This window comes from Actinomadura sp. SCN-SB, assembly GCF_043906805.1.
Lineage (GTDB): Bacteria > Actinomycetota > Actinomycetes > Streptosporangiales > Streptosporangiaceae > Spirillospora.
In genome coordinates, this window is sequence record NZ_JBIMPP010000057.1 from 1 (window position 1) to 19,410 (window position 19,410).

The 19,410-nt window shown below is 71.0% G+C and carries 17 protein-coding genes and 1 pseudogene; 10 read left to right on the forward strand and 8 right to left on the reverse strand.

The genetic code is table 11. The annotated features are described in order from the left end of the window. Positions 1-79 precede the first annotated feature (79 nt). Positions 80-286 carry a hypothetical protein gene (locus ACGWYJ_RS29020; protein WP_395109605.1) on the reverse strand — a complete coding sequence of 69 codons (207 nt, stop codon included), beginning with the start codon at positions 284-286 and terminating at the stop codon, positions 80-82. A gap of 512 nt (positions 287-798) precedes the next feature. On the opposite strand from ACGWYJ_RS29020, the gene ACGWYJ_RS29025 reads away from it, so the two are divergent. After that, the gene (locus tag ACGWYJ_RS29025; RefSeq protein ID WP_395109607.1) at positions 799-1,311 is read left to right on the forward strand and encodes a hypothetical protein; all 513 of its coding nucleotides are present in this window, start codon (positions 799-801) and stop codon (positions 1,309-1,311) included. A 278-nt stretch (positions 1,312-1,589) separates the two neighbouring features. On the opposite strand, the gene ACGWYJ_RS29030 is transcribed toward ACGWYJ_RS29025, so the two are convergent. Further along, a complete protein-coding gene (locus tag ACGWYJ_RS29030; RefSeq protein WP_395109608.1) occupies positions 1,590-1,997 on the reverse strand; it encodes a winged helix-turn-helix transcriptional regulator in 408 nt (135 codons plus the stop codon). 70 nt (positions 1,998-2,067) lie between these two features. Here ACGWYJ_RS29030 and ACGWYJ_RS29035 point away from each other — a divergent pair, with 70 nt between their 5' ends. The 6 genes from ACGWYJ_RS29035 to ACGWYJ_RS29060 all read left to right on the forward strand — a co-directional run bounded on the left by ACGWYJ_RS29035 (position 2,068) and on the right by ACGWYJ_RS29060 (position 9,495). Continuing rightward, the gene (locus ACGWYJ_RS29035) at positions 2,068-2,919 is read left to right on the forward strand and encodes an SDR family NAD(P)-dependent oxidoreductase (protein ID WP_395109610.1); all 852 of its coding nucleotides are present in this window, start codon (positions 2,068-2,070) and stop codon (positions 2,917-2,919) included. Between the two features lie 549 nt (positions 2,920-3,468). Continuing rightward, positions 3,469-3,963, forward strand: a complete 495-nt coding sequence (locus tag ACGWYJ_RS29040; RefSeq protein ID WP_395109611.1) for an IS3 family transposase — start codon at positions 3,469-3,471, stop codon at positions 3,961-3,963. A gap of 82 nt (positions 3,964-4,045) precedes the next feature. Further along, positions 4,046-4,864 carry an enoyl-CoA hydratase/isomerase family protein gene (locus ACGWYJ_RS29045; protein WP_395109612.1) on the forward strand — a complete coding sequence of 273 codons (819 nt, stop codon included), beginning with the start codon at positions 4,046-4,048 and terminating at the stop codon, positions 4,862-4,864. Positions 4,865-4,980: 116 nt separating this feature from the next. Further along, positions 4,981-6,360: a 4-hydroxyphenylacetate 3-hydroxylase N-terminal domain-containing protein gene (locus ACGWYJ_RS29050; protein ID WP_395109613.1), complete on the forward strand. Its 1,380-nt coding sequence runs from the start codon at positions 4,981-4,983 to the stop codon at positions 6,358-6,360. Continuing rightward, positions 6,360-8,675 carry an acyl-CoA dehydrogenase family protein gene (locus tag ACGWYJ_RS29055; RefSeq protein WP_395109614.1) on the forward strand — a complete coding sequence of 772 codons (2,316 nt, stop codon included), beginning with the start codon at positions 6,360-6,362 and terminating at the stop codon, positions 8,673-8,675. Before ACGWYJ_RS29050 ends, ACGWYJ_RS29055 begins: the two co-directional genes overlap by 1 nt. Before the next feature lie 22 nt (positions 8,676-8,697). Beyond that, positions 8,698-9,495, forward strand: coding sequence for an enoyl-CoA hydratase (locus tag ACGWYJ_RS29060; protein ID WP_395109615.1), 798 nt, complete (start codon positions 8,698-8,700; stop codon positions 9,493-9,495). A 25-nt stretch (positions 9,496-9,520) separates the two neighbouring features. Here the strand turns inward: ACGWYJ_RS29060 and ACGWYJ_RS29065 are convergent, their stop codons facing one another. Then, complete coding sequence (locus ACGWYJ_RS29065; protein WP_395109616.1) at positions 9,521-10,126, reverse strand: TetR/AcrR family transcriptional regulator; 606 nt, start codon at positions 10,124-10,126, stop codon at positions 9,521-9,523. 305 nt (positions 10,127-10,431) lie between these two features. On the opposite strand from ACGWYJ_RS29065, the gene ACGWYJ_RS29070 reads away from it, so the two are divergent. After that, positions 10,432-11,199: an enoyl-CoA hydratase/isomerase family protein gene (locus tag ACGWYJ_RS29070; RefSeq protein WP_395109617.1), complete on the forward strand. Its 768-nt coding sequence runs from the start codon at positions 10,432-10,434 to the stop codon at positions 11,197-11,199. 86 nt (positions 11,200-11,285) lie between these two features. On the opposite strand, the gene ACGWYJ_RS29075 is transcribed toward ACGWYJ_RS29070, so the two are convergent. From ACGWYJ_RS29075 to ACGWYJ_RS29095, 5 genes and pseudogenes are all read right to left on the reverse strand, one after another. Continuing rightward, the gene (locus tag ACGWYJ_RS29075) at positions 11,286-11,621 is read right to left on the reverse strand and encodes a hypothetical protein (RefSeq protein WP_395109618.1); all 336 of its coding nucleotides are present in this window, start codon (positions 11,619-11,621) and stop codon (positions 11,286-11,288) included. A 149-nt stretch (positions 11,622-11,770) separates the two neighbouring features. After that, on the reverse strand, positions 11,771-12,433 hold the full coding sequence (locus ACGWYJ_RS29080) for a TetR/AcrR family transcriptional regulator (protein WP_395109619.1): 663 nt from the start codon (positions 12,431-12,433) through the stop codon (positions 11,771-11,773). A gap of 91 nt (positions 12,434-12,524) precedes the next feature. After that, entirely contained in the window at positions 12,525-13,253 is a 729-nt protein-coding gene (locus ACGWYJ_RS29085) for an SDR family oxidoreductase (RefSeq protein ID WP_395109620.1), read from the reverse strand. Continuing rightward, positions 13,250-14,086, reverse strand: a complete 837-nt coding sequence (locus ACGWYJ_RS29090; protein ID WP_395109621.1) for an enoyl-CoA hydratase/isomerase family protein — start codon at positions 14,084-14,086, stop codon at positions 13,250-13,252. The genes ACGWYJ_RS29085 and ACGWYJ_RS29090 overlap by 4 nt, the downstream gene beginning before the upstream one ends. Further along, a pseudogene (locus ACGWYJ_RS29095) lies at positions 14,083-15,729 on the reverse strand (AMP-binding protein). Before ACGWYJ_RS29095 ends, ACGWYJ_RS29090 begins: the two are co-directional and overlap by 4 nt. Before the next feature lie 201 nt (positions 15,730-15,930). Between ACGWYJ_RS29095 and ACGWYJ_RS29100 the strand changes: the two are divergent. Together ACGWYJ_RS29100 and ACGWYJ_RS29105 are read left to right on the forward strand one after the other, a co-directional pair. Then, entirely contained in the window at positions 15,931-17,835 is a 1,905-nt protein-coding gene (locus ACGWYJ_RS29100) for a CocE/NonD family hydrolase (RefSeq protein ID WP_395109622.1), read from the forward strand. Next, positions 17,832-19,403 carry an ABC transporter substrate-binding protein gene (locus ACGWYJ_RS29105; protein ID WP_395109623.1) on the forward strand — a complete coding sequence of 524 codons (1,572 nt, stop codon included), beginning with the start codon at positions 17,832-17,834 and terminating at the stop codon, positions 19,401-19,403. The genes ACGWYJ_RS29100 and ACGWYJ_RS29105 overlap by 4 nt, the downstream gene beginning before the upstream one ends. Positions 19,404-19,410: the final 7 nt, after the last annotated feature.

Genomic DNA, 19,410 nt, shown 5'->3' on the forward strand with positions numbered 1-19,410 from the left:
CCCCTTGCATTGCGCCCATTGTGTTCTTCACATGCATCGCCATGACGATAATCTAGACCGTCCAGGCGGTCAATTAGTTTTATTCGATGCTTGAAGCGCTTGTCATCATATGAAAGGCAATGCCTACTTCGAACTGGGCCCCGGACTCGCCGTCTTCAAGGCGTCGCATATTCCACATCACCCCATTGAACTGTTTGCGCAGGTCAGGGATCGGCCCACGGGCGCCCAGCGAGAGATGCGGCTCGATCAGAGCCCGCTCATCATCGGTCAGATCACCACGGGTCACGCCACCGTGTTACCGCCCACTCACACGTGCGAGCGCAAAGTCACCGAATCGGTCTGGACTCCGTGATCCGAACTCCGAACAGGCCCCTAGTTCCGTTCGGCGCACCAGGTCGGGTGGATCCACACGTCTGACTCAGGGTGCATCTGCGGGGCGACCTTGTACCGGACCAGGTAGGCGACCTTGGCGTCCTATGGGGCAGAAGAGTGCCGCAGCGTGTGCTGCGGGGCTGGGCTTGGGGTGACACGTCGGTGGCCTGGCTTGTTGACTAGGCTCGGCTCATCCTTGAGCCCTTCATCTCGCGAGCGATTGGGGAATGGATGGTCTTGAGGGATCCCGCTGCGCGGTGGGTGCTTCATTACGACTTCGATAAATATGGTGGCGCGTGGATCCAGGCGGTGGAGGTTCGGACACCGGTCCGCAGCACCGTTCATCGGCTGGAGCATCCGCTGCCGGCACGGCCTGATCTGTTGCCCAGGGATGGCTCGCCCGGAGAAGCACGTGCAGAGTTGCTGATGGCCGAAGCGAAGCTTGTGGTGCTGCCCGAGCCGGTGCGGATGGCGTTCACACTGGCTGAGACAGCGGGTGATGCCCTGAAGGGCGAATCGCCGCAGGAGGCGGGCTACGCGATCCTGGGTAAGGCGCTGGAAGTCGTCACGCTCGCGATGTTCCAGACGGTTGACCTGGCCGCGATCGCACCCCTGGTGAAGGCGGCGAACGACGAAATCGGCGGCAAGACCGCGATCGTGGACCCGGGAACACTCCAGCACTTGGTCGATGGGATGGAGGGGCCTCATCGAACCGCTGCGCAGAAGCTGCTGGACGGGGTCAAGAAGTTCACCGAGACGCTTCAGGAGCCCGAGCCGCCTCCTCCACCCGTCCCCCAGCGACCTGTGCCCGAGCTTGAGAGACCACAGGAACCGAAGGTAGGTGACGACACCGGAACGCCACCTCCGCCGAAACCCCCGAGCCCCCATCCTTCTCCCCCGCCTCCCGAACCCCCAGGGCTTGACTTTGGGTGGCATTGAGTGTGAGACCACCCCGAACCATTTGCAGGGCGTTGGTGACTTCGGCCACATCGTAGAGGATGGCGCATGTAGATGACATAAGTCCGGTCCCATAGGGCCTGCAAGCGGCCGTTAGCTGCACCCGTACCGCACATTGAAGCAGCCATTAGAAAACCAATGATCGTCATCATTAATTGTGGATGGCGAGCTAAAATATGGATCATTAGGCCAGCCACCCGGTCTGCTCTCGCGAACGTCCCGTCTGCGGCTACGCGTCAGTCCTTCCCGTGGCGGGCGGATCAGGGGGCGGCGTGGCGTTCCCTGGCGGTGGCGATGTCCGCGCCGTGCGCAACCGCCCAGTCCGCGAGGGCGGACAGCGGCTCGAGGAGCGTACGGCCGAGGGGCGTGAGGTCGTACTCGACCGTTGGAGGGTTGGTCGGATGGACGGTCCGGCTCACCAGGCCGTCGTGTTCAAGGCCACGCAAGGTACGCGTCAGCATCCGCTGGCTGATCCCCTCGATCGACCGGTGCAGCTCATTGAACCGGTACGAGCGCTTGCCCAGCAGGATCATGATCAGCACGCTCCACCGGTCGCCGACGCGCCGCAGGACGTCCGTCACCGGGCAGGCCTGATGCTCCTCCAGCGGTACCGGGATCGGCAGCGGCGCGCTGACCACCGAGGGCACATCGGTGTGCGTATCAGACATCGAATTGCCTTCTTTCGCCCGGACGAGTGGTCGCTTGATGATTGTCGCCGAACGACCGAGGAGCGAGCGCATGTCCGGGCATACGACCAAGACAGTGGTGGTCAGCGGTGGGACCGACGGCATGGGCCGGGCCACGGCGCTCGCGCGCCTTGGCCGGGGTGACACCGTGATCGTCATCGGCAGCAGCGGGCCGAAGGGCCGGGCGCTGGCCGAGGAGGCGACCCGTACGGGTGCCGGCGAGCGGTTCCGGTTCCTGCGCGCGGATCTGAGCGCTGTGGGTGAGGTCCGCCGAGTCGCAAAGGAGATCACCGATCGGCATCCCGTGGTCGACGCGCTCGTCCTGTGCGCGAACCGGCAGAGCCCGAAACGGCGGGAGACGGCCGACGGGCTGGAGTTCACCTTCGCGCTGTACTACCTGAGCAGGTACCTGCTGGGCGACCTGCTGCGCCCGGTGATGGACGCGGCGCCCGCGCCGCTGATCGTGAACGTCGCCGGGGTCGGCAACACGGCCGGTTCGGTGCATTGGGACGACCTGCAGCTGCGGCGCAAGTACGGCATGGCTCGGGCGCAGCTCCAGGCGGGGAGGGCCAACGACTTGCTCGGCGTCTCCTTCGCCGACCGGGCGGCGGGCAAGGCCCGGTACGTGCTCTACCATCCCGGCTTCACGCGCAGCGGAGACCTGTCCCCACTGAACCCGCTGGTGCGCGGGGTGATCAGGCTGCTGGCGCGGTTCAAGGCCCGGCCGGTGGAGACCGCGATCCGGCCCATCGTCGAGTGGATCGACGAACCGCCGTCCGCTCCGCTCACCGCCGTCGACCGTGGCAGGCCCGTGGACCTGTCCCTGCGGACCCTCGACAAACACGACGCCGAACGCCTCGCCGAACTCACCGAGGACCTCTTGCGCTCGCTCTCCCACCGGTAAGCCGCGCTACACCGGCTGAAGTGCCATGCGGTGGGATGAAGGGCTACACCGCGATCGGCGGGTGGATCGCAGACGCGCCCGCCAACGTCCTGTTTGACTGTGCTGTATTCGTGTAGCTACTTCAGTGCCTTGGGCGACCGGGGGTCGAAGTTGGCGGACCCAGCTACCAGCCGAACACCTCGGTGTAGACGCTGCGCGGGTTGCGGCCAGGTTCGAACAGGTAGGCATGCATTATCAAGCGTCGCCCCGAACCCCTCGCCGTCATATGGAGACGTGGCCTCGGAATCCTCGGTGTATCGCACCCGCCAGCGACCATCGACCACGACCGCTTCCACGAGCGCACCTTGCAGGGCCTCAACAGGTGGCACCGGACGAGGCAAGTCGTTCATACGGTAATGATTCACTCGACCGGCGGGAACTGGCCGAAGGCCGGGAGCATGGACCCTGCGGTCCGCCTCGCCGCCGGACACCAGGTCGCCGGACTCCTTTAACCGCTTCCCGTTCGTCGAGGACCATCGTGACACCTACGGGGTGAAGCGGTTGTGCCGGGTGCTGCAGATCGCACGCTCCAGCCTCTACCGGTGGCGTAACGCCGCCGCCGCACGGCTGGCGCGGCGGCGGGCCGATGAGGAACTGGCCGCCCGGATCCGGCGCATCCACGCCGAGTTGGACGGCATCTACGGGTCGCCGCGGATCACCGCCGAGCTGCGCGCCCGGGTCGACCACAAGCGTGTCGAGCGGGTGATGCGCGTGTTCGGGATCGCCGGGCTCCGGCTGCGACCGGCCATCCCTCGCGGTCCACCATCCCACCGGCGGTTCGTGGCCGTGAGCGTCCGGTGGCGCGACGTCGCAGTAGGAGGCGAACGCGGCGGCCGAGCGCGTTCTCAGACGGGTGCGGGCATGGCTCGGCCCTCGGGGAATCGGCGGAGGCTCCGGAGCAACTTGACGTCCCGGTCTCCGGGAGGGCTTGTGCTGTCACGGTGGGCGAGCACACCGGTGGGGACGGTGGCCTCTTGCTCCTGTCGTGGGGGGTGCATAATATGACGTTGACGTCATTTTCAGAATCTATGCTGCGACGGGAACCACTGGTGCACTCCTACGAATCCGTACGACCCCAGCGAGCGGCATGAGCGCCTCCCCCAGCGAGGACGCCGCCACGACCGTGATCCAGAGCGAGCCGCTCCCCGGGGTCCGGCTCATCGAGCTCAACCGTCCGCACCGCCTCAACGCGATGTCGACGGACCTGCTTCGGGAACTCCACGAGGCTCTCGACGCGCTGACCGACGACACCGCCTGCCGGGTGGTCGTCCTGACCGGCCGCGGCCGGGGCTTCTGCGCGGGACTGGACCTCGTCGAGCACGAGGGCAACCGCGACGGGTCGCCCCAGTCGCGGTTGTGGCTGCAGAAGCACATCGCCGCGCTGGTGCCCAAGCTGCGCGCCCTCCCCCAGCCTGTGATCGCCGCCGTGAACGGCCCCGCCAGCGGCGGCGGCCTGGCCCTCGCGCTGGCCTCGGACATCCGGATCGCGGCGCCCAGCGCCAAGTTCAACGCCTCCTTCGTGCGGATCGGGCTGTCCGGCTGCGACATCGGGGTGAGCTGGCTGCTCCCGAGACTGGTCGGCGCCTCCCGGGCCTTCGAGCTGCTCCTCACCGGACGCCTGATCGACGCCGCCGAGGCCGACCGGATCGGCCTGGTGACCAGGATCGCCCCCGAGGGGGAGGTGGTCGCCGCCGCGCTGGAGACGGGACGGGCCATCATCGGCAACAGCCCGATGGGCGTACGCATGACCAAGGAGGTCATGTGGAGCCAACTGGAGGTCTCCAGCCTCGTCGCCGGCCTCGACCTGGAGAACCGCACCCAGATCATGACCTCTTTCACCGAAGACCACGGCGAGGCCGTGGCGGCGTTCCTCGCCCGGCGCGCGCCGGTTTTCGAGGATCGCTGATCGGGTCACCCGCACGTTGACATCCGGAGGTGCCGTGAGCGATCCTCAAAAAGTGACATCGACGTCACAATCATACTAGCCCCAGCCGTGCCGGGACGGGACAGGAGATCGTTCGCATGATGACGGGATCGGAGTACAAGAAGTCCCTCAAGGACGGCCGCAAGGTCTACTTCGAGGGCCGGTTGATCGAGGACCTGGAGGCCGAGCCGACCCTGCGCGCTCCGCTCGACGCCATCGCCAAGGGCTACGACGAGTTCCACTCCGCCGAGCCGGGCGCGGTCAACAAGCTGATGACGGCCCCGCGCAGCCCGCAGGAGCTGCGCGACCGGATCCCGATGGTCGTCGACCACGACCTGGCGCTCAACGTCACCTACCAGTCCCTGATGACCCTCCTGGTCTCGGCCACCCGGATCGCCGACACCGCGCCCCAGTTCGTCCCGCGGATCCATGCCTACGTCGAGGACGCCCGGCGGCGCGACATCCGCATCGTCGAGTGCATCACGGACGCCAAGGGCAACCGCAGCCGGCACCCGGCCATGCAGGACGACCCGGACGCCTACGTCCGGGTCGTCGACCGCAAGCCCGGCGGCGTGGTGATCCGCGGGGCCAAGCTGCACATCACCGCGGCGGCACTGGCGCACGAGCTGATGGTCATCCCGACGAAGAACATGAAGGAGGGAGAGGAGGACTACGCCATCGCCTGCGCGGTCCCGGTCAACTCCCCCGGTGTGCACATCGTCAACACCACGTACCACCCGGTCGGCCGCGACGAGCGCGACTACCCCACCAGCAGCAGGCTCAGCATGCCCGACTGCATGTGCATCTTCGACGACGTCTTCGTCCCCGAAGAGCGGATCTTCCTGGACGGCCAGACCAGCCAGGCCGCGGTGTTCGCCCACTCGCTCGGCCTCTGGGAGCGGCTCGGGGGCACCTCGCTGATGGTCCACCAGGCCGATGAGCTGGTCGGGCTCGCCCAGCTCATCGCCGAGGCCAACGGCACCGCGAAGATCGCGCACATCCGGGAGAAGATCGATGAGATGATCATCCACGCCACCCTGCTGCGGGCCGGCCTGGAGGCGGCGATCGCGCACGCGCACGCCACGCCCGAGGGGTACTACTACCCCGACGACATGTTCACGAATGTCACCAAGTATCAGGGGGCCACGCAGTTCGGGAAGATGGTCCGGCATCTGCATGACATCGCCGGCGGTGCCGTGGTCACGGCGCCGTCGATGTCGGACTTCGACAACTCGACGCTCAGGCCGTTCCTGGACAAGTACATGTCGACCGGGGACGGGGTCTCCGGCGAGTACCGGACCAGGCTGTTCCACGCCATCCGGGACACCACCGCGGACGCGCTGGGCGGTTGGCACCTGGTCACCAACCTGCAGTCCGGCGGTGGCCTGTTCGCCCAGCGCCTCGTCACCCGTCGCCACTACGACATGGACCGAGCGAAGGCCCTGGCCCGCAAGGCCGCCGGTCTGCCGGACGAGTGATGGACGACAGGGAACTGGTGGAGCGGGCCGCCCGGCGGGTGGTCGCCGAGCACGACCCGCGGAAGGTCTCCCAGCGGGAGTTCCTGGGGGCCGTGTACGACGCCGGCCTGGCCTGGGTGCGGTTCCCGGTCGGGCTCGGCGGTCTCGGGGTCGCACGCGGCCTGCAGGAGGCGGCCGACCGGATCCTGCGGGCGGCCGGCGGCCCGGATCCGTTCGTGGTCAACGCGATGGGCTACGGCATGGCCGCGCCGACGATGCTGGAGCACGGCCGCCCGGAGCTGTACGAGAAGCTGCTGCGGCCGCTGGCCACGGGCGAGCACATCTGGTGCCAGATGTTCAGCGAGCCCGGTGCCGGCTCGGATCTGGCGGGCCTGGCCACCATGGCGGTCCGGGACGGCGCCGACTGGCGCGTGACCGGGCAGAAGGTGTGGACGAGCAGGGCGCACGAGGCCCGCTACGGACTGCTGCTCGCCCGCAGCGACCCCGACGCGCCCAAGCACCGGGGCCTGACCTACTTCGTGATCGGCATGGACTGGCCCGGGGTCGAGGTCCGGCCGCTGCGGCAGATGACCGGCAACGCCGAGTTCAACGAGGTCTACCTGACCGACGTCAAGGTGCCCGACCTGTATCGGCTCGGGGAGGTGGGCGACGGGTGGCGGGTGGCGATGACCACGCTGATGAACGAGCGGTCCGCGCTCGGCGGGCACACGCCGCTCAGCGGCGCCACCACCATCGCCGACGCGCTGGAGCTCTGGGCCGAGCGGCCCGACCTGCACACTCCGGTGATGCGGGACCGGCTCGCCGGCCTGTGGATCGAGGCACGGGCGCTGCGGCTCGACGGGGAGCGCGGGCGGGCCATCGCCGCCACCGGTGCCCCCGGCCCGGAGGCGACGGTGTCCAAGCTGGCCGGTGCCGAGCTCAACCAGCGCATCTACGCGTTCTGCATCGAGCTGCTGGGCCTGGAAGGCACCCTCTACGGGTCGTACGACGCGCCCGCACCCGACTTCAGCGGCCCGATCCAGCAGCGTTTCCTGAGGTCGCGGGCCAACACCATCGAGGGCGGCACGTCGGACATCCTGCGCGACATTCTGGGCGAGCGAGTGCTCGGGCTGCCCGGCGAACCGCGTGACGACACGCGCCGGCCCTGGCGGGAGGGCCCCGTGGCTGACCGGGAACGTGCGGAGACCTCGCGGCGGTACGTGTTCTCCCCCGCGCAGGAGGAGTTCCGGGAGGTCGTGCGGCGCTTCTGCGCCGAGACGGCTGGCCCGGCCGCGGCCCGGCGCCTGATGGAGTCCGAGCTGGGATACGACCCAGGCGTCTGGAAGCGCCTCGGCGCCGAACTCGGAGTGCCGGGGCTCACGGTGCCGGCCCGATACGGCGGTTCAGAGGAGGGCCTGGTCACCCTGGCCATCGCCGTCGAGGAACTGGGGGCCGCGCTGCTGTGCGGGCCGGTTCTCGGCACGCTCGGGCTGGCCGTCCCGGCCCTGACGGCGCTCACCGCCGAGGCTCCGAAGGCCAAGCTGCTCCCTCGCCTCGCCAAGGGCGAGATCACCGCGGCCTTCGCCGTTCCGGACCGCGGCGGCCGCTTCGCCCCGGACGCCGTCCAGGTGGAGGAGATCGCCCCCGGAACGCTGGAGGGCACGGTGCGGCACGTCGTCGACGGGCACGCCGCCGACGTCCTGATCGTCGCGGCCCGTACGGGCGGCGGCGTCGCCCTGTTCGCGGTCGACGGCACGGCCGAGGGCCTCAGGCGCGAGCCGATGTCGACGATGGACCTGACCCGGCGCCAGGCGGAGGTCACGCTGCGGTCCTGCAGCGCGGAGCCGATCGCCCCTCCGCGGGAGGCGGCCGGGGTCTGCGACCACGCGTTCGCCACCGCCGGCGCCCTGCTGGCGGCCGAGCAGGTCGGCGGCTGCCGGCACCTGCTCGAACTGTCGGTGGCCTACGCCCGGGACCGGTTCCAGTTCGGCCGCCCGATCGGCTCGTTCCAGGCCGTCAAGCACAGGCTCGCCGATATGCTGGTGCGCTCGGAACTCGCCCGTTCGGCCGCCTACCATGCCGCCTGGGCGCTCCAGGACGGCTCGGAGGATCCACATCTGGCGGCCGGGTTCGCCCAAGCGGTCTGCGGGCCGGCGTACCAGGAGGTCGCGGCGGCGGCCGTGCAGGTGCACGGTGGCATCGCGTTCACATGGGAGCACCAGGCCCACCTTTATTACAAGCGGGCCGTCACCGACGCGCTGTTGCTCGGCGGCGAGCACTCCCACCGTGACCGGATCGCGGCGCTGGTGCTGGACGCGGCGGGCACCGATGAGTGAGTGCCCGGAAAGGACGGAGCGGGTGCTGCTGACGGAGCGCACCGGCGCCGTCCTCACGCTGACCCTCAACCGGCCGCACGTGCGCAACGCGCTCGATTCGGCCCTGATCGCCGCACTGCGGCGCGGGCTGGCCGGGGCGGCCGCGGACCCGACGGTCGAGGCCGTGATCATCACCGGCGCCGACCCGGCCTTCTGCGCCGGCCTCGACCTGAAGGAACTCGGCGACACCGGCGAGCAGCTGACCGCGACGGACGGGCGGCCGCCGGCGGGCCGCGCGTGGGCGCCGCTGCCCAAGCCGGTGATCGGCGCGGTGAACGGCGCCGCCATCACCGGTGGCCTGGAGATCGCGCTGAACTGCGACGTGCTGATCGCGTCGGACCGGGCGGTCTTCGCCGACACCCATGCCCGGATCGGGGTCCTGCCCGGCTGGGGCCTGTCGGTGCTGCTGCCGCGTCGCGTCGGTTTCCCGATGGCGCGCCGGATGAGTTTCACCGGCGATTTCGTGCCGGCCGGCGAGGCGCTGCGGATCGGCCTGGTGACCGAGGTCGTGCCGCACGAGGAGCTGCTCCCGGCGGCCCGGAGGCTGGCCAGGGCGATGACGGGCGGGCACGCGCCCGCGGTCGCCGCGCTGGTGGAGTCCTACCGGCGGATCGAGGAGGTGGCGGCCGGGGAAGGACGAGTGATCGAGGCCGAGGCGTCCCGGTCCTGGCTGACCGGCTTCGATCCGGCCGAGGTGGCGCGTCGTCGCGCGGGGGTGATGGCACGCGGCCGCGCCCGCCGAGCTGCGGCGACCGCCGGGGAGAACGAGGACGGGACCTGACCGCGCCGCGGGGCGGGGCCCGCGTTCAGCGCTCCACAGGCTTCGCCGCCGGCCGGACGCCGACGGCCCGGGTCCAGATGCGGGTGAGGCCGTCGAGGAGGCGGTCCTCGTCGAACTCCTTGCCCAGGCTGAACCAGATGTAGCAGGTGTGGTCGACCATGGCGCCGAGCAGTTCCGCGAGCAGCTCCACATCGGCGTCGGGGTCGGCGTGCCCCTCGGCCTGCAGGCGCTTGAGGCCCTGGACGGTGCGCTGCACGAACGCCTCGCGCAGCGTCAGCCGCAGCTCGCGCATGGCCGGGGTGAAGGTGCCGACCTGCTCGATCAAAGCGATGATCTTCGCGTGCGGGCGGTAGGCCTCCACGAACCGGCGCATGGCCGCGTGCGTGCGGACGATGGGGTCCTCGTAGTGGACCTCGGTGTGCAGCGCCTCCAGCATGGAGCGGGTGGCCTCCTGCGCGACCTCCCGGAACACCGCGTCCTTGGAGTCGAAGTAGCTGTAGAACGTGCCTTGCGCGACGTTCGCCTCCTGGACGATGTCGGCGACCCGCGCGTCCAGGAAGCCCTTGCGCTCGAAGACCCTGCGGGCGGCGGCGAGCAGCTCCAGCCGGCGCGCCTGTCCCTTGTCGGTCACCGGACCGGCCTGGCGGCGCGCCTGCTGAGCCGGCGGCGAATCCGCCGGGCCCATCCGCCTATTCCCGACACCCACCATGCGTTCCTCGTTCCCGGATGGTGACAACGGCACGCCCATGGAGGGGAACTGAGCCACTCGTCCCCCATCGTCGCGGAGCGAGGCACCGCGGTCAAACGCCTTGCCCGCAGGGCCTTGGAAGTCTGGGGGGAGCATCCCGACCAATATGACGATGATGTCACACTCGACTTTTCTCCACTACTCACTATAGCATGACGTTGACGTCAACCTCAGATCTGGGAGCGCGCATGGCGGAATCGCTGTCGACGGTCCGGACCGGTCCGGTCACCACGATCACCATCGACCGGCCGCATCGCATGAACGCCATCACCCCAGAGCTGTGGGCCGACCTGCTGGCCGCCTTCCGCCAGGTCGCCGACTCCGACACGCGCGTTCTGGTGCTCACCGGAGCGGGCGGGAACTTCTGCACCGGCGCCGACCTGTCCGGCGACGAGGACGCCGGACGGCCGCTGACCTTCATGCGGACGGTGGAGGAGACATGCCTCGCCCTGCACCGCCTGGACGTTCCGGTCATCGCCCGGGTCGACGGATACGCGGTCGGAGCAGGCATGAACCTCGCGCTCGCCTGCGACTTCGTGGTGGCCAGCGACCGGGCGCGATTCTCCCAGATCTTCGCCCGCCGGGGCCTGACCATCGACGCGGGCGGCTCGTGGCTGCTGCCGAGGCTCGTGGGCCTGCACCGGGCCAAGGAACTGGCGATGCTCGGCGACATGATCGGCGCCGACACGGCCCGCGAGTACGGGCTCGTGCACAGCGTCGTCCCCGCCGCCGACCTGGACGCGGCCGTCGCGGCCCTGGCGGAGCGCCTGGCCGCCGGACCACCGGCCGCGCTCGGCCTCATCAAGCGCCTTCTCAACCGCTCCTTCGAGAGCGACTTCGCCGGGGCCCTGGCCAACGAGACCGTCGCCCAGAGCCTCATCATCGGCTCCGACGACGCGCGGGAGGCCCTGGACGCCTTCCGCGAGAAGCGTGAACCCCGGTTCACCGGCCGCTGACCGGCCCCGGGACAGGGGCCGGCCCGCTCAGGGTCCGGGGTGCCCCGGCCGCCGGAGGGATCAGGCCCGGAACGCCCGCCCTTCGGTCATAGCGCCGGCCCCAGCCGCTCGGCCGGCTTCGCGGAGGAGGCGTACCTCTCGCGCAGCACGCCTTTCTGGATCTTGCCGATGGCGTTGCGCGGCAGCTCGGGCACGATGTCGATCCAGGACGGCGCCTTGAAACGGGCCAGCCCGCTCGCCAGCGCCGCCTGGCGGATCTCCGCGGGGGTGGCCTCGGCGCCGGGCCGCAGCACGACCGCCGCCGCGACGTTCTCGACCCATTCGGGGTCCTCCACGCCCACGACGGCCGCTTCCATCACCGCGGGGTGCCGGTAGAGGGCCTCCTCGATCTCCTTGCTGGCCAGGTTCTGGCCACCGCGCATGATGCGCGCCCGCGGAGATCGTGGGCACGGTTCTGTACGCCGCCACGAGCGCCTCCTCGTACACGACCGGCGCCGACATCCGTGTGGACGGCGGCCACGTCTGACCAGAGAAGATGGCCTGCTGCGAGAAACTCGCCGAACAGCCTGGATCAGGGCGATGTCTCCGTGGTCCCCGACGCGGGCGGTGTGTCGGTCTGCAGGGCGTGGAGGACCAGTGTGCTGAGTTCCACGTAGGCGTCGCCGGAGGAGAGGCCGGTTCGGTCCAGGAGGCGTCCGTGCATGATGCCCTCGATGAGCAGGCTCACCGCCTCGCCGACGAATTCCGCGTTGACCTGGCGGAACGCACCGGCGTCGACGCCTTCGCGGATGAACTCGCGGACCCGGCGCGCCGACGCGCGCGCGTTCAGGCGGTAGATGTCGTCGGTGGCCTCGAAGATCGTCATGTCGTCGTAGCAGGACGGCGACATGCGCCGCATCTCCTCGCCGACCGAGGCCAGATAGACGGCGATGCGTTCCGGCGGGGAGGTGATCGGGGTGATCCGCTCCTCGATCCGCCGTGTCGCTTCCCGGAAGAAGTGCTTGATGGCCGCGGTGACCAGTTGTTCCTTGCTGGAGGCCACCGCGTACAAGGTGGACTTCGAGCACTGCAGGCGCGCCGCGATGTCGTCGACGGTCAACTGGCCGAAGCCCTCCGCGAGAAACAGATCTTCAAGGCGCTGGAGCAGCTCCTCTCGGCGTTCGGCTTTGATCCTGCGGCGGGGAAGCCGCACGGACCGGGGTGGTCCCGTTCCCGCGTGCGGACGGGTCGGCATGCTTTGCGCTCCTCGTCGGCCCTCTCGGCGTGCGTCTGACGCTACTCCACGGTACTTCTCATGGTACTGGCGTATGGTAAAGCGTACTCGGTCACCGGAGGGCGGAGCCGATCCCGATGCCGCCGTCGACGTCGAGCACGACGCCGGTGACGTAGCCCGCCGCCTCCGAGCAGAGGAACGCGGCGGCCTCCGCGATGTCCGCGGGCCGGCCGATCCGCCCGAGCGGTACCTTGGCGGCCAGCTTGGCGCGGATCCGCGGGTTCATCGACGCCAGCATGGGGGTGTCGATGAGGCCGGGGGCGATGGCGTTGACGGTGATCCCGTACTGGGCGCCCTCCAGCGCCAGCGTACGGGTGAGGCCGATGATCCCGGCCTTCGCCGCGGCGTAGTTCGCCTGCCCGAAGTTCCCGCGCCAGGACATCGACGACAGCGAGAGGATCCGGCCGTACCGTTGCTCCTTCATGAGCGGTACGGCGGCGCGCGCGCAATGGAAGGCGCCGCCGAGGTTGACGTCGATGACCGCGCGCCAGTCCGCGTCGCCGATCGTCTCGATCCGGCCGTCGCGGATGATGCCGGCGTTGCAGACCAGCACGTCGATCCGGCCGAAGCGGTCCCGGATCCCGCCGATCCACGCGGCGACCTCGGCGGCGTCGGCGACGTCGACGCGGGATACCGCGGCGTGGCCGGGCGCGCCGTCGATGGTGCCGACATCGCAGGCCGCCACGGTCGCCCCCTCGTCGCCGAACCGGGCGGCGATGGCGGCGCCGAGCCCGCGAGCGGCGCCGGTGACCGCGACGACCCTCCCCACGTAGCGCTTCACGACGTGCCCGCCTCACGGTCGTGCCGGGCGAACCGGCGCAGTGCCGCGGTCATGTCGGCGCCGGCCCAGTGGACGGCGAACGCCTCCATCTCGGCGGCCAGCGCTTCCTCGTCGTTCCGCCGCGGGGCCCCACCGTCCAGCAGGTCCTTCATCCGCCGCTGCACCGGTCCGTACGCGGCGGCGAGCCGGCGCGCCAGAGCGTCGGCGCCGGTCACGAACCCCTCCTCCGGCAGGACGGCGTGGACCAGGCCGCTGGGGGCCAGCCGTTCGGCCGGGACCAGTTCGCCGGTGAGCAGCAGCCAGCGCGCCAGCGGCTCGCCGATCCGCCGCGGCAGGCGCAGGGACGACCCTGCGGCCGGCAGCAGCCCGTGGCGCAGGTGTCCGTCGCCGATCAGGGTTCCCTCCCGGGCGACCACGACGTCGCAGGCCAGCGCGAGTTCGAGCCCGCCGGCCACGACGTGCCCGTGCACGGCGGCGAGCACCGGTTTGCCGCTCCCGGCGACGGCGGTGAACGTGTCGGACACCCGGGTCAGGAAGTCCAGCGGGTCACGCCCCGTACGCGCGCAGGCGTGCAGGTAGCCGAGGTCGGCGCCGGAGCAGAAGCCCTCGCCGACGCCGCCGATCACCAGGACGCGGACCGTGTCGTCGGCGGCCGCGGCGGCGACCTCCGCGGCCAGCGCGTCGGTCAGGGCCGGGTCGAGGGCGTTGCGCCGGTCGGGACGGTTGAGCAGGAGCCAGGCGGCCTCGCCCCGCCGCCGCACGAGCAGTGGCCGGTCTGAGTCCGCCTCCGCGTCCAGTGGCCAGTCGGGAGGCCGCGTGTTCACCTGGCTCATCGCGCTGGGTGTCCCGGCAGAGCCGGCCGCTGCCCGCGCAGCAGTTGCCGTTGGACCTTGCCGCTGGGCGTCTTCGGAAGCTCCGGTACGAAGTGAACGGCACGGGGGTAGGCGTGGGCGGCGTAGCCTTCGCGGACCTAATCCTGGAGCAGGGCGGCCAGTTCCGGCCCGCCCGACCCTCCGTCGGACGTCACCACGAACGCCTCGATCACCTCGCCGCGGACCTCGTCGGGCACGGCGACGACGGCGCACTCCGCGACGGCCGGATGGGTGGCGAGCACCGACTCGACGTCGAACGGTCCTATGCGGTAGCCCGCCATGATGATCACGTCGTCGTCCCGGGCGGAGAAGTGGAAGTGCCCGTCCTCGTCCCGGCTCCCGGTGTCGCCCGTGAAGTACCAGCGCCGGTCGGCGCTGAACTTCCTCGCGCTCGCGTCCGGGTCGCCGTCGTAGCCGGTGAACCAGGCCAGCGGGCTGGCGTGGAGGTCGACGGCGATACGGCCGAAAGTTCCCGGCGGTACCTCCTCGTCGCGTTCCTCGTGCAGCACCGCGGCCGACCAGCCCGGCGCGACGCGGCCCATCGAGCCGGGCCGCAGCGGCCCGGCCAGGTCGGGATGATGATGGTTGCTCACCAGCATGCCGAGCTCGGTCTGCCCGTAGTGGTCGTGCACCGGCACGCCGAGGGCGGTGGGCGCCCATGCGTTGACCTCCGCCGTCAGCGGCTCGCCGGCGCTGGAGGCGCGGCGCAGGGCCAGGCCGCCGGCCTGTGGGCGCCGCGAGGTCCGCAGTGACCGGTAGACGGTGGGCGCCGCGGTGACGTTCGTGACCCGGTGGCGGTCCAGGACGGACCAGGTCAGCGCCGGGTCGAACCGCGGCCGGACGAGAAGCGAGCGCCGGCCCGCGGCCAGCGGGGCGATGATCCCCGCATAGAGGCCGTAGGTCCATCCGGGGTCGGCGGCGCACCAGTACACGTCATCGGGTGTCACGTACAGCCCGTACTCGAGATAGACCTGCCAGGTCGCGAGGGCCGTCAGCGGGATCAGGACGCCCTTCGGCCGGCCGGTGGTGCCGGAGGTGTGGACCAGGACCAGCGGGGTCCGGCCGCCCCCGGCGAACGGCTCGACCGGGCGCGCGCCGCCGCTCGCGACGGTCGCGTAGTCGATGCCGGAGTCCGCGAGCGCGTCCGCGGCGCCGGCGGTGACGATCCGCCAGGGACGATCGGCCGGTTCCGGCGGTGGCCCGAGCTTGGGCCGCTGGTCGGCGTCGCAGACGACCACCTTCGCCGCGCTGTCGGCCAGCCGCGCGGCGACCGCCGGAGCGGCGAACGCGGTGAACAGCGGGACGTAGACGGCGCCCAGCCGCCAGATGGCGAGCTGGGCGACGACCAGTTCGAGGCTCTTGCCCATCAGCGTCGCCACCCGGTCGCCGGGGCCGACGCCCAGCTCGGCCAGCCCGGCGGCGAAGCCCGCCGAAGCGGTGCGCAGCCTTCCGTAGGTGATGTCCACGGCGGACAGGTCCGCGTCCACGATCGTGAACGCGACGGCGTCGGGGTCGTGCCGGTCGCACAGGATGTCGGCGGGGCACGCGTCCGCCGCGCCGTACTCCTCGAGCAGTCGCCGGCTCCGATCCAGGGGTGTGGCCACGGCTCACCTCCTTGGGTACGAATTCTCGGACTGTAGTACCCATTTGCGTCCCATTACAAGGTCAGAGCGGTGCGGCGAGCCGGGGACGGGTATTGCGGGCGCCGGACACATGGGGTTAACGTAACCGCAACTAGGTACTGCCGTATCGAAGTTAGTACCCAAGGTGTGGACGCACCTGGCAGAGCCCCCACGGAGACGGCCATGCCTGAAGCCGACCCCCCGGACACCCGCTACGACGTCACGCTGCGGCGTGACGTCCGGATCCCCACCGCCGAGCGCGACGTCACCCTGTCCGGCGACCTGTTCCTGCCGGTGGGAGCCGGTCCACGCCCCCTGCTGCTCACCGTCCTGCCGTACCGGCGGGATCTGGGAGGCATGGTCGACCGGTCCGCCAGGCGGTGGTTCGCCGCCCGCGGCTACCCGTCGCTCCTGGTGGACTTCCGCGGCACCGGATCCTCTGACGGCGCCCCCCGCGCGCCGTTCGATCCGGACGAGGCGGACGACGCCCTGGCCGCCATGGACTGGGCGGTCCGGCAGCCATGGTGCGACGGCACCGTCGGCATGTGGGGCATCTCCTACGGCGCGATCATGGCGATGCGGGTCGCGGCGCGCCGGCCGTCCGCGCTGCGGGCGATCGTGCCCATGATGGGCATGATCGATCCCGGGCGGGACTTCGTCCATCCCGGCGGGACGCGCGGCGCGCTCGCCGCGCACGGGACCTGGGCGCTGAGCACGCTGGTCGCCCAGTTGCTGCCCCCGCTCGACGACTACGCCGACCCGGAGGAACAGCGCCGCTGGCGGCGGCGGCTCGGCGCCGAACCGTACCTGCTCGACCTGCACCGGCACGGGCCCGGCGACCCCGCCTGGGACGCGCGCCGGATCGACGCCTCGGCCATCGACGTGCCCGCCCTGTGCGTGACGGGCTGGCGCGACCTGTTCGTCGACGGGATGGTCCGCGCGTACGAGCGGATGCGCGGGCCGAAGCGCCTGATCGCCGGGCCGTGGATGCACACGATGCCGCAGGACTCGCCGTTCGCGCCCATCGACTTCCTTGAGGAGGCGCTGGCGTGGTGGGACCGCTGGCTGCGCGGCGTCCCGAACGGAGCCGGCGACGCCGCGCCGGTGTCCCTGCATGTCCAAGGTCACCGGCCGCGCTGGCTGGCGTTCCGGAGCTGGCCGCCCGAAGGCACCACCCTCGCCGCCACCCCGTCCGTCTGGGAGCGCGCCGGGCCGCCGACCCCCGACCCCGCCGTCGGCGCGCTCAGCGGCCTGTGGGCCATCCCCACCACGGGCTATGGGCTGCCGCTCGACCAACGGGACGACGACGCCCGCAGCCACTGCCACACCTCGCCGCCGCTGGAGGCGCCGCTGCTGATCGGCGGCCGGCCGCGGGTCCGGCTCGCCCGTTTCCGCGGCCGGATCTCGGTCAAGCTGGCCGATGTCGACCCGGCCGGCCGGTCCACCCTCATCTGCGCCGGCCTGGCCGTCTCCGGCACGGGCACCGACGGTGGCGAGGACGGCATCGACATCGACTGCGCGCCGATCGCGTACGAGGTGGCGGCCGGGCACCGGCTCCGCCTGGTGATCGCCACCGGTGACTTCCCGCGCGTCTGGCCGGTCGCCTCCGGACCCGGCGGGCCGCCGGCCGTGCTCACGCTCGCGCTGCCGCTCGCGTCCACCGGCGCCGCCACCACCCTCGACCACCCGCCGCCCGCCGGCGACCCGGCCGACCCCGGCCACCCGGCCGCCGGGGCGGAATGGGAGATCCGCACCGGCGGGGAGGGCGACGCGGTGTCCGTGCGCCTCGCCGAAACGTTCACCGCCCGGCCCTCGGGCCGCACCCACTGCCTGCGGCAGGAGCGGGAGCTCATCGCCACCGCCCGCCGCGCCCACCCCGAAGCCTCGGCGATCGACGGATACGCCACGACGACCGTGCGCACGGAGACGGGCGCCCAGGTCACCGTCCACGTCGAGCTGTCCCTCACTCCGACGACCGCCGAAGCCCGCGGCCGGATCACCGTCGACGGGGAGACCGTCCTCGACCGGCGCTGGCACGGCCGCCACCCCAGCGACGACCCCCGGCCGCAAAGGACCCTCACGCCATGAACGACGTCACCGTTCCCCCGGGCCCCGTCCTGTCCAGACGCGGCTTCACCACTGCCGGACTGCTGCTCACCACGGGGCTGGCCGCCAGCGCGTGCGGCGGGACGCCCCGCACGGCGGCCGGCCGGTCCGGCACCCTGCGGATCGGCTTCAGCCGGCCCAACAGCCTCGACCCGGCCAAGATCAATCAAGCGTTCGAGTGGTACGTGAACCTCGCGTACGACCCGCTCATCTACAAGGCGCCCGATGGCGCCCTCCGGCCGCGCCTGGCCACGGCATGGCGGTACGTCGGCGGCCGTAACACCGAGTTCGAGCTCACCCTGCGCGAGAACGTGACCTTCAGCGACGGCACCCCGCTCGACGCCGATGCCGTCAAGGCGAACATCGACTACTACCGCAAGGCCGGCGGCCAGGCCGTGAGCCTGCTCACGCCGATAGCCTCGGTCCAGGCCGTCACCCCGCTGACCGTACGGTTGAAGCTCTCCGAGCCGCATCCCCAGTTGCCCACGGTCTTCAGCCAGGACTACCTCGCCGGGAACCTGATCAGCCCGGCGGCCATCGCGGCACCGCAGACGCTGGCCACGCGGACCTACGGCGCCGGCCCCTACATGCTGTCCCCCGGCGAGACCGTCGCCGACGACCACTACACCTACGTCCGCAACCCCAAATACTGGAACCCGCGAGACGTCCACTACCAGAAGGTGTTCGTCAAGGTCCTGCCGAACCCGAGCACGGCCCTCGCCGCGCTCAAGACCGGTCAGGTCGACGTCATCCAGGGTGATTTCACCACGGCCGGAAGCGCCGGGTCCGCGGGGCTGCGGGTCAGCCACGTCCCGCAGGTGTTCGTGGGGCTGGCCCTCGCCGACCGCGACGGGAAGATCTGCCGCCCGCTGGCCGACGTCCGGGTACGGCGGGCGCTCAACTACGCCGTCGACCGGCAGAAGATCACCAAGGCGCTGCTCGGCCCGTACGGCATCCCGACCGAGCAGGCGGCGGCCCCCGGCCGGGACGGCTACAACGCCACCGCCTTCTACCGCCACGACCCGGCGGAGGCCCGGCGGCTGCTCGCCGAGGCCGGCCACGCCGGCGGGTTCACCCTGCCGGTGCTGAGCATCGCCGGATCCTTCGGCGCCATCGGCCTGGTCACCCAGGCCATGTCCGGCGACCTGGAGCGGATCGGGGTGCGGCTCAAGACCACCACCGTGAACGACGCGGCGCAGTACGTCGACCAGCTCACCAGCGGCCGGTTCCCGGCCTACGGGATCGGCTACGGCCTTCAGCCGATCTACCTCATGGGCCGGGGCCTGTTCCTGCCGGACGCCCCCGTGTTCAACCCGATGCGCAGCTCCGACCCGGTGCTGATCGACCTCGACCGCAAGGCCGCCTCGGCGTCCGACGCGGACCGGCCCGGCCTGGAGCGCCGGATCATCCGCCGGCTCGTCGAACAAGCCTGGTTCGTGCCCGTCTCGCTGTCGCCGGTGTTCTTCTTCGCCCGCGACTCCGTGGCGGGGATCCGCCCGACCCCGGCGCAGCCCATCGCCAACCCCGTCTCCTGGTACCCGGCACGGTGAGGCGCAT